We start from the raw sequence: 8,495 nt of genomic DNA, 5'->3' as shown, positions 1-8,495 counted from the left end.
AGTGTCATTCTGGAGCTATCTTGGCGATAGACTGGGAATTGCTGATGCGCCAGCCGTCCCGCGCCTGGCAGATCTGGTCAGCGACCGCTGCTCCTTAGCGTGATCGCCAACGGTTTTGCCCCTATTACATATTATGCTGCTAAGTCATTGTCCTGAATGACGTTAATGAAAGCATTGCTCTTCTGGAATTCTGGAAACATCATGCTTTGTTGCTAGCAGCAATAGAGGATGAGCAATCGATGCCCGCGCACGTACCCACTGATGCAGAATTCAAACGCCTCACAGCTGTAGTAAGTCAGGGACGGCATGGAGCACGCAATCGGCTTGCCCTGATGCTAAGCTACTTTGCTGGCCTCCGTGTCGGCGAGATCGCCAGTCTGTGCTGGGATGATCTCTTGGATCGCGAAGGTCGAGTACGTGAGCAGTTGCGGCTCGGTGCGGCTGTTACAAAAGGTGGGCACGCGCGCGTGGTATTCATGAATACTCGTCTGCGGCGAGAGATCGAGCAGTATCGATGTACGCTGATACGAACACCCCAGCCCAAGGAGCCAGTACTATTCACCCAGAAGCGTACCGCGGTTAGCCGCCAGGCAGGCGTGGATCTCGGCCGTGCTCGTCATGTCCTGCTCCATGGCCGGGCAGGTCTTCACGTGCGTGATCAGGTGCGCGGCATCGGCATCGCAGGTCTCGGTGACATGGACCTTGTAGCCGGACCACTCCATCTGACGTTTGGTGCTGTAGTGCATCTCCGGGTCATAGGGTGACTGCAGTCGCTCGCCCACCGGGGGCAGTTCCGCTCCAGCCCGCCAGCGCGGCCGCCCGTCATCCCGTGCATAATGCACCCGCCATACGTCACGCAGCGTCTGCACCATCGGCACTACGCGGGCCGCAGCCGGCGCGCTCGCATCGTCCAAGGCGTCGAGCAGGAAGAACCCATCCGCGCCGATCTCCAGCGAGAGGGCTTCGCGCTTCTCCCGGCTCTTGGGCAGACGATAGTCCTCAATGCGATGTGCATAGCGCTCGAACCAGGCCGGCTGAGCGATCCCGCGAACCCAGTCCGGAACAACGGCGGCCAGATCATCGAGAGTGGCGCGCAGCGTCTCAGCGACGAGTTCCAGAAGATGCAGGTCATGCACGGCCCCCAACACATGCGTGCTGTCGGTGCGTTGCTTGCCGCGCACCTTGATCAGGCCGCGAGCCCTGAACTGCTCGAGCATGGTGTCCAACAGCAGATGCTCGGCCTGGCCGGCGACAAGGCGGGCCCGGAACTCGGTGAGCACGCTGAAGTGGAACCCGGGATCAGTCAGTTCGAGCCCCAGAGCGTACTTCCAGTCGATCCGGGCCCGGACCGCGTCGGCGGCTTGTCGATCGCTGAGGTGCTCGAGGAACTGGAAGATCGTGATCAAAGCCAGCCGCCACGGCGCAAGGGCGGGTTGCCCCCGGCTCGGGTAGAACCGTCGGAAGTCCTCATCCTGGTAGAGGCCGCTAAATTCCTCCCGCAGCCGGGTCACAATGTTGCCCTTAGGGAAAGCTGCCCGGGCAACTCGCACGGTCTCGGCCGGGATCTCACCAATCGGCTCGGGATGAAGGCTCATGCAGTCCTCCTCTTGCTGAATAGCCAACAGGGAATTCGCCGACAGTATCTTACGTACATTCCCATGGCGCGGGGCTTCGTCTATCTGGCGGCGGTGGTCGACTGGTTCAGCCGGCGCGTGCTGGCTTGGCGGCTGTCGATCACTCTGAAGGCCGCCTTCTGCATCGAGGCGGTGGAAGAAGCCCTGAGCCACTACGGCAGTCCTGAGATCTTCAACACGGATCAAGGCAGTCAGTTCACCAGCCACGACTTCACCAGTGTGCTGCTCAAGAACAAGATCGCGATCAGCATGGATGGCAAGGGCGCCTGGCACGACAACGTCTTTGTCGAGCGCCTGTGGCGCAGCATCCAATCCGAGGAAGGGTATCTGAGGGCTTACAATACTGTTGCTGAGGCCCGCGCTTCGATCGGCCGGTATCTGTCCTTCTACACTGGCCGGAGACCTCATTCGAGTCTTGCCGGGAGGACACCCGATTAGGCCTACTTTATCCCGCTGCCACGGCTCGCAGCAGCCTAACCCCGGCAGACACTCCACTTAGCCAGCCGAAAACGCTGTTCAGACAAACCGAGCCACATCATCGACAGTTTGTCAAAGGCCGTAGCCCTCGGGCAGGTCCCGCCGTTGCTCCCTTGCCAATGGCCAACCAAGCAGGAATGAGGCTCCGTGTATTTAAAGAGGGTAAACATACCTATTAAGTACTAGAATGCATGCCCCAATGCGGCATGTATCTTGTTCGCAAGAGGGTCTGGAGGTATTTCAATAATGTGATAAATTTTGAAATAGCTCGTCCCAAAGAAATATACAAGACGGATCAGGTGATGGCTGACAGAACGCCACGTGTATCTCTCGCAATGCCGGTATACAACGGCGAACGATTTGTTAGTGAAGCTATCGTGTCTATATTATCCCAGACTTTCTCTGACTTTGAGTTAATTATCACAGATAACTGCTCGACCGATTCCACAGGCACGATTGTAAGGGACTTCGCTGCGCGCGATCCGCGAGTGTTCTACCACCGAAATCAGCGGAACATCGGAGCGGCAAATAATTATAATCTTGGTTTCAAACTTGCGCGCGGGCAGTACCTTAAGTGGTGCGCCTGTGATGACCTTATAAACCCAGGCCACTTAGCCGCCTTAGTTGCTGCTCTTGAGTCCGACCCGAGCCTCGGCCTCGCCCATGGACAGACGATTTGCATTCAAGCGGATGGCAGAACCATTCCGATGGTTGGCGAAGAAATGCCGGAGATCACCGAAACCGACCCCGCTGAGCGCTTCGGCAAAGCAGTTATGAGTTTCGGTACTTGTTTCCAAATCTTCGGCCTGTTCCGGATAGATCTATTACGTCGCACCACGCTTCACCGCCCCTACTACAGCTCAGACGAAGCGTTGCTAGCAGAAGCGGCCCTGCTGAGTCGGTTCAAGCGCGTTCCTGAGGCAATATTCTACAATCGCGAGCACGATCATCGCTCAATTCATATCGATAGTAAGCTGGCTCGGAGCAGTTGGCAGAATGGGGAGGCAAGTAGGAAAGCCGCGTCTGAGCACCTCAACCTTTTACTACACTTGTATGAGATTGCAGGGCGACATCCAGAAGTGGTTTCACCGTATCGAGCAAGGCTCCAGCTTATCAGATTTGTGAAGCGCCCTGAACAACTTTCGCGATATGCACTGGAAATCCTAAGTTTTCTATCTCCAACCATCGCACAGCAGGCAAAATCAGCCATAAAGCTCCGGGGAAGCTTGAAGACAGGCTGATGCGGCCATTCAATCGCTACACTCGATCTGGATATCACGTTTCTGACTGACACAAACCGGTATGGAGTGGTGACTTGGTGCAACATCAATCCCTGTCTGAGGAAGCCTCAGAACTTCGCGTTCATGCAGGCTGCAGATCGTGCGGGGCAAAGCTGAAGCGCTCTTTTGTTGATCTAGGGATGTCGCCGCTATGTGAGAGTTACCGGAGTGAGGACCAACTCGACACAATGGAGCCTTTCTACCCGCTCCACGTCCTGGTTTGCGAAGAATGCTTACTAGTCCAACTAAAAGAGTATGTCGCCCCGGAGCATATTTTTCGAGAGTACGCGTATTTTTCATCCTACTCCACGTCTTGGGTTGAGCACGCAAGAACTTACTGCTCGATGATCCGCGAGCGCTTAGCCCTTGGAAGGAACTCGCTCGTTGTTGAGCTTGCCAGCAATGACGGTTATCTACTACAGCATTTTCTGCCGTTCGGGATCCCAGTGATAGGGATTGAGCCGGCGCACAACGTAGCCCAAGTGGCCCTTGCAAAGGGAATCGAAACGAGGACCGAGTTTTTTGGGCTCGATCTTGCAAAAAGGATTGTGGCTGAGGGCCGTCGAGCCGACCTCATCATAGCCAACAATGTCCTACCGCATGTCCCTAACCTCAATGACTTTGTAGCTGGCCTTGCTCATCTTCTAAAACCTGATGGTATCGCGACATTGGAATTCCCTCATTTGGCGCGACTTATAGAGGAGAGCCAGTTCGATACCATCTATCACGAGCACTTCTCGTACTTATCTCTCCTTGCTGTCGATGCGATTTCGTCGCGTCACGGACTAGAGGTTATTGATGTCGAGGAACTGCCGACGCATGGTGGCTCTCTCAGAGTTTACTGGTCACTTCGGCAGCCGGGCCGAAGGCCGAAGCCTTCAGTTGCAGATCTTTTAGCCCACGAACGAGATCTAGGTCTTGATCGGCTCGAGACCTATACGTCATTCACTGACCAGGTCCGCCGTACGAAGCGACAGCTACTTGCTTTGCTGATTGAACTTAAAAGCCAAGGAAAGCGCATCTGCGGTTACGGTGCGCCGGGCAAGGGCAATACGCTTCTCAATTACTGTGGTATTGGACCCGATTTCATTGACTTTACCGTTGATCGAAACCCATATAAGCACGCACTCTACACACCAGGGATGAATATTCCTATCCGGCCAGTCACAGCTCTCGATGAGGCAAAGCCGGACTACATCCTCATCCTGCCTTGGAACCTGAAAGACGAAATTATCTGCCAGATGCGGCATGTCGCTGAATGGGGAGCTAAATTCATTATACCGATTCCCCGCGCGACGGTTATCGATCCTATGGAGATCTTCTCATGAAAGTCGTTCTGTTCTGTGGCGGTCTTGGAACGCGTATTCGAGAATACTCCGAAGCTCTCCCGAAGCCTATGGTTCCTCTCGGTAACCAGCCGATTCTGTGGCATGTAATGAACTATTACAGCCAGTATGGTCATCGCGATTACTTGCTCTGCCTTGGCTACAAAGCGAATGTCATCAAGAACTTTTTCCTTGAATCTCGTCCGCATGCCTTTTCTGATTGTGTCGTGTCCGGCTTTGGGTCGCATGTCGAAACGCTCGGCGAATCCGAACAGGACTGGCGCGTGGCGTTAATTGACACTGGCATCTGGCGCAACATCGGGGAGCGGCTCTGGGCTGTACGCAAACACCTTGCTGGCGAGGATGTCTTCTACTGCAACTACAGCGATGGGCTAACTGACGTTGACCTCGAAGTCATGACGGAGTGGTTCCTCAAGACAGGTAAGTGCGCCTGTTTCCTCACTGTCCGTCCCCGCCTCACCTTTCATTTCGCCGATATCGGCAGTGACGGTAGCGTACAGGCATTGACGAGTGCAGACCGCTCTGAAATCTGGATTAACGGTGGCTATTTCATCTTCCGGAAGGAGATCTTCGACTACATGAGGGAGGGAGAGGATCTCGTCTTTGAGCCATTTGAACGGCTGATCAAAGATGGACAATTGATAGCCTATAAACATGAAGGCTTTTGGAGTGCAATGGACACATTGAAGGACCGGCAGGTTCTAGAAGATATGGTGGAGCAAGGTAAAACCCCTTGGCGCGTGCCAAGTCTTCCCGGGCCTCCGAGCGAAATTTCAGTCATCAGATGAAGATTACCAACTTTCCAAAGCCAGGCGATAGGCTGTCGGTCCTTTGCCTCGGAGCTCATTCCGATGACATCGAGATTGGAGCCGGAGGGACGATCCTCAAGTGGATCGCGGATGGGATCGAACTCGATGTTCATTGGTGTGTACTGAGCGCGGCCGGCCCCCGCCGCGACGAGGCTCAGCGATCGGCCGAGGCATTCCTTGCCGGAGCTAGGTCGCGGGTGATTGAAATTGGTGATTTCAATGACGGATATTTCCCCTTCCAGGGTGATATGATCAAAGTCTGGATGGAAGGGCTCCAGGCTCGTATCCGCCCAGACATTATCCTCACGCACCGTGGCGAGGACGCGCATCAAGATCACCGAATGGTCCAGCAGCTGACCTGGAACCATTTTCGCAACCATCTCATTCTCGAATATGAAATTCCAAAATGGGACGGCGATCTTGGAAGGCCAAACGCCTACATCAGCCTGAGTGAACCAATCTTGGGTTTTAAGATTGATTTGCTGAACTCTCATTTCGGAACACAGCGCTCGAAAGACTGGTTTGACCAGGAAACCTTCCGAGGTCTTGCTAGGCTTCGAGGTGTTGAGTGTCGATCTTGTTCCGGTTATGCGGAGGCTTTCGTAGCACGAAAACTGAGGCTCGGATGACCTGTGATAATTTCATACATTCGTTCGTAACTTCATAGGATTGTTGTTGATCGCCCCAGGAATCGTGCGCAAGCGCGCACTCTGCATCACCGCTTTCGCATCTTTAATTCTATAAGTTTGGTGCAATGGTAGTCACGTCTCCTGAGTCTACGTGCCCCAGCAACCCGGAACGATCTTCAGGATCCTCGATGCCCATCCTCGATCTAGTCCGGGACCTGTTTCCAATGCCGCGGAGCATCACTGGGGCTGGCCTTCGTAGAACGCTGGAGCGAATCCGCCGCGACATCCCACTCGAGATCCGGGAAGTTCCCAGTGGCACCCGCGTACTAGACTGGGAAATCCCGCGGGAGTGGAACATTCGGGAAGGGCTAATCGAGACCCTCGACGGTCGCACAATCGTCGACTTTAGCGCCTCGAGCCTTCATGTCATGAGCTACAGCTCTCCAATCGACCGCATCGTCTCGCGTGAGGAGCTTGCGGCTCATGTTCACACGCTACCAGAGCAGCCCGATTTGATTCCTTACCGCAAGTCGTATTTCGGAAATGACTGGGCATTCTGCTTGCCACACACTACTTGGCTCGCGATGCACGATGAGGCTTACCGTGTCAAGATCGACAGCGATTTTTCGCTTGGTGCACTCTCCTATGGCGAGCTGTTGATTCCCGGAACTGAATCCAAAGAGTTTGTGTTCTCTACTCATTGCTGCCATCCGAGCTTGGCAAACGACAATCTCTCTGGGATCGCTGTGGCGACAGCCTTAGCCCACACGCTTCTCAGCCGGAGGTCTCGCTTAAGCTATCGGTTTCTATTCATCCCTGCCACCTTTGGTTCTCTAGCTTGGCTTGCTCAAAATGAATCCGTACTGCCGAAGGTTCAACATGGTTTAGTACTGAGCTGCGTTGGTGACCCGGGCCACTTTCACTACAAACGAAGCCGGCGTGGTGCGGCCTCAATCGATCGAGCAGTGGCACGGGTGCTAGCAGAGCGGAGCGGACCATTCACTATCCTTCCTTTCAGACCAGACGGTTGCGACGAGCGGCAATATTGCTCCCCTGCGTACAACCTGCCCTTCGGGTGTTTCATGCGCTCGCCGAACGGTACGTTCTCGGAGTATCACACCTCTGCTGATAATCTCGATTTCATCCAAGCGGATGCTCTTGAAGAGTCACTTGCCACCATTCTGGATGTGGTTAATCTCCTCGAAGCGGACGTGACTTATGTACGACGTGATGGCCGTGGCGAGCCTCACCTTGGGCGTCATGGATTGTACCGAGCCTTGACGGGTCAGGAGGGTGCGGGAGACACGATGCAGCTCGCTGTGCAATGGGTACTGAACCTTGCTGACGGACACCATACGCTCCTCGATATGGTGGAGTACTCAGGACTGCCTTACCGCCAGCTGATGGCAGCAGCCAAAGCAGCACGCGAAGTGGGTCTAATCACGGTAACCGATTGATGCCGCTCAGGTTTGCTTTGCAAACGAATAGTCCTTGGTCAGTATATTGGGATCACTATGTGAGTGGTTCGCGTGTGGCATTGATCCAGAGTTGTCCGCTTCGGGGGCACGTGAGCTGGCGTTATGCCATCTGGAGCAGGCAGTCAGTAGCCCCGAGGATGATTGTGGATGCGCGGCGCTGGCGTCCCGACGCTAGGTCTCAATAACCATCTGCGCTCTCTGCAACACTCAGAGATCGTTTCCCGTGGCGTGGTGTAAGACCGCCAGTCCTCGGCTGAGTCGGGTTGCTCAGGCGGTCACGGCCGACAGCCTGCAAACGGGATCATCGCTCAACGCGCTCAGACTTTCCAGCGACATGTAGCGCCGGCTCACCGCCCACTCGTCATTCTGCTCCAGCATCAAGGCTCCCACGAGGCGGATCACCGCCTGGTCATTGGGGAAGATCCCCACCACATCTGAGCGCCGCTTGATCTCGCCGTTGAGCCGCTCGAGCGGGTTGGTCGAGGCAATCTGACCCCAGTACTCGCGCGGAAAGCTCATGTAGACCAGCACCTCCTCGCGCGAGCGGTCCATCAGCTCGACCAGATTGGGACAGCGCTCACGCAGGGTCTCAGCCACTGAGGCCCATTGCTCCCTGGCCGTTTCAGCGTTCTCCTGAGCAAAGATGGTCTTGAGCATCGCCATCACGGCCGGGCGCTGCTTGGGGGCAAGGTGCGCCATGGCATTGCGCATCCAATGCACGATCCGAACGCAATCGATGCATTGCGGTTTGGCACCAGGATTTCGTTCCGGTGGGTGGCGACCAGCAAGCCGCGCCGCTCCCGTTTGTCGGGGCCACCAGCGCGACAGTGGTAGGGTTCATG

Annotated in this window: 6 protein-coding genes and 3 pseudogenes; 7 read left to right on the top strand and 2 right to left on the bottom strand. The window is 55.4% G+C overall.

The annotated features are described in order from the left end of the window. Nucleotides 1-239 precede the first annotated feature (239 nt). Nucleotides 240-512 (top strand): annotated as a pseudogene (locus tag FS320_RS48670) (tyrosine-type recombinase/integrase); the annotation flags it as partial. A gap of 42 nt (nucleotides 513-554) precedes the next feature. Here FS320_RS48670 and FS320_RS48665 read toward each other — a convergent pair. Then, entirely contained in the window at nucleotides 555-1,595 is a 1,041-nt protein-coding gene (locus tag FS320_RS48665; protein ID WP_152716669.1) for a transposase, read from the bottom strand. A 48-nt stretch (nucleotides 1,596-1,643) separates the two neighbouring features. Here FS320_RS48665 and FS320_RS33135 point away from each other — a divergent pair. The 6 genes and pseudogenes from FS320_RS33135 to FS320_RS33110 all read left to right on the top strand — a co-directional run. Further along, nucleotides 1,644-2,072, top strand: a pseudogene (locus FS320_RS33135) (transposase); the annotation flags it as partial. Nucleotides 2,073-2,413: 341 nt separating this feature from the next. Continuing rightward, nucleotides 2,414-3,352, top strand: a complete 939-nt coding sequence (locus FS320_RS33130; RefSeq protein ID WP_162003410.1) for a glycosyltransferase family 2 protein — start codon at nucleotides 2,414-2,416, stop codon at nucleotides 3,350-3,352. 74 nt (nucleotides 3,353-3,426) lie between these two features. Beyond that, the gene (locus tag FS320_RS33125; RefSeq protein WP_274597251.1) at nucleotides 3,427-4,719 is read left to right on the top strand and encodes a class I SAM-dependent methyltransferase; all 1,293 of its coding nucleotides are present in this window, start codon (nucleotides 3,427-3,429) and stop codon (nucleotides 4,717-4,719) included. Next, entirely contained in the window at nucleotides 4,716-5,525 is an 810-nt protein-coding gene (locus FS320_RS33120) for a sugar phosphate nucleotidyltransferase (RefSeq protein ID WP_152716667.1), read from the top strand. The genes FS320_RS33125 and FS320_RS33120 overlap by 4 nt, the downstream gene beginning before the upstream one ends. Continuing rightward, the gene (locus FS320_RS33115) at nucleotides 5,522-6,175 is read left to right on the top strand and encodes a PIG-L deacetylase family protein (RefSeq protein WP_152716666.1); all 654 of its coding nucleotides are present in this window, start codon (nucleotides 5,522-5,524) and stop codon (nucleotides 6,173-6,175) included. Before FS320_RS33120 ends, FS320_RS33115 begins: the two co-directional genes overlap by 4 nt. A 188-nt stretch (nucleotides 6,176-6,363) precedes the next feature. Beyond that, complete coding sequence (locus tag FS320_RS33110; RefSeq protein WP_152716665.1) at nucleotides 6,364-7,632, top strand: DUF4910 domain-containing protein; 1,269 nt, start codon at nucleotides 6,364-6,366, stop codon at nucleotides 7,630-7,632. 288 nt (nucleotides 7,633-7,920) lie between these two features. Here FS320_RS33110 and FS320_RS33105 read toward each other — a convergent pair. After that, nucleotides 7,921-8,373, bottom strand: a pseudogene (locus FS320_RS33105) (transposase); the annotation flags it as partial. Nucleotides 8,374-8,495 lie beyond the last annotated feature (122 nt).

It is taken from the genome of Microvirga tunisiensis, assembly GCF_009296175.1.
GTDB classification, from domain to species: Bacteria; Pseudomonadota; Alphaproteobacteria; order Rhizobiales; family Beijerinckiaceae; genus Microvirga; species Microvirga tunisiensis.
This window is presented reverse-complemented; position numbering and strand designations above follow the sequence as displayed.

What these genes read in the sequence shown, in the direction of transcription:
- FS320_RS48665 (WP_152716669.1), bottom strand. Translation starts at nt 1,595, where the DNA reads ATGAGCCTTCATCCCGAGCCGATTGGTGAGATCCCGGCCGAGACCGTG.
- FS320_RS33130 (WP_162003410.1), top strand. Translation starts at nt 2,414, where the DNA reads ATGGCTGACAGAACGCCACGTGTATCTCTCGCAATGCCGGTATACAAC.
- FS320_RS33120 (WP_152716667.1), top strand. Translation starts at nt 4,716, where the DNA reads ATGAAAGTCGTTCTGTTCTGTGGCGGTCTTGGAACGCGTATTCGAGAA.
- FS320_RS33115 (WP_152716666.1), top strand. Translation starts at nt 5,522, where the DNA reads ATGAAGATTACCAACTTTCCAAAGCCAGGCGATAGGCTGTCGGTCCTT.
- FS320_RS33110 (WP_152716665.1), top strand. Translation starts at nt 6,364, where the DNA reads ATGCCCATCCTCGATCTAGTCCGGGACCTGTTTCCAATGCCGCGGAGC.